We start from the raw sequence: 1,231 nt of genomic DNA on the forward strand, positions 1-1,231 counted from the left end.
TCGAGGTCGGCGCCCAGCTGGCCACGATCGGCGACGCGTCCGCCGCACCGGCCGCGGAGTCCAAGCCTGCGGAGTCGAAGCCCGCCGCGGAGTCGAAGCCTGCGGAGTCGAAGCCTGCCGAAGCGAAGCCCGCCGCCGAGGAGAAGCCCGCCGAGGAGAAGGCGCCCGAGATCGCGCCGTCGGCGGAGAAGGAGTCCGCCCCGCAGGACGAGCCGCGCCAGGCCCCCGCGCCCGCGAGCAGCAACGGCGACGGCGGTGAGGGCGGCTCCGACCGTCTCCCCTACGTCACGCCGCTGGTCCGCAAGCTCGCCGCCGAGCACGGTGTCGCACTCGACTCGCTGCAGGGCAGCGGCGTCGGTGGCCGCATCCGCAAGCAGGACGTGCTGGCCGCGGCGGAGAAGTCGGCCCCGGCCGCGCAGCCCGCCGCCCCCGCGGCCGCGCAGCCCGCCGCCCCCGCGCAGCCGGCGGCCGCCCCGCGGTCCCCGGCGGCCGTGCCGCAGCGCGCCGAGGGCGCCCCGCAGCCCGGCTCGACCGTCAAGATGCCGCGCCTGCGCCAGGTCATCGCGCAGCGCATGCGCGAGTCCCTGGCCGTGTCGGCGCAGCTCACCACGGTCCAGGAGGTCGACGTCACCCGCGTCGCCCGCCTCCGGGCCCGCGCCAAGGCCGAGTTCGAGGCCCGCGAGGGCGTCAAGCTCACCTACCTGCCGTTCTTCGCCAAGGCCACCGTCGAGGCGCTGCGGGCGTTCCCGCAGGTCAACGCGTCGATCAACGAGGAGACCAAGGAGGTGACCTACCACGGCGCCGTGCACCTGGCGATCGCGGTCGACACCCCCCGCGGCCTCCTCGTCCCGGTGATCAAGAACGCCGAGGAGCTCAACATCGCGGGCCTCGCCCGCAAGATCGCCGACGTGGCGGCCCGGACCCGGGCCAACAAGATCGGCCCCGACGAGCTCTCCGGCGGCACCTTCACGATCACCAACATCGGCAGCGCGGGCGCCCTGTTCGACACGCCGATCATCAACCAGCCGCAGGTCGCCATCCTCGGCACCGGTGCGATCGTCAAGGAGCCCAAGGTCGTCGCGGGCGCCGACGGCGAGGACGTCATCGCCGTCCGCTCGGTCTGCTACCTGCCGCTGACCTACGACCACCGCCTCGTCGACGGTGCCGACGCCGGCCGCTTCGTCAGCGCCGTCAAGGCCCGCCTCGAGGAAGGCGCGTTCGAGTCCGAACT

General features: G+C 74.5%; 1 protein-coding gene. It reads left to right on the top strand.

All coding sequences use genetic code 11. From position 1 onward, the window contains the following. Positions 1 to 1,231 (top strand): 2-oxoglutarate dehydrogenase, E2 component, dihydrolipoamide succinyltransferase (sucB, locus tag PSU4_RS30895; protein ID WP_147116215.1); only part of this gene is annotated, 1,231 nt, incomplete at both ends.

The sequence above is a fragment of the Pseudonocardia sulfidoxydans NBRC 16205 genome, from assembly GCF_007989085.1.
Classification (GTDB): domain Bacteria; phylum Actinomycetota; class Actinomycetes; order Mycobacteriales; family Pseudonocardiaceae; genus Pseudonocardia; species Pseudonocardia sulfidoxydans.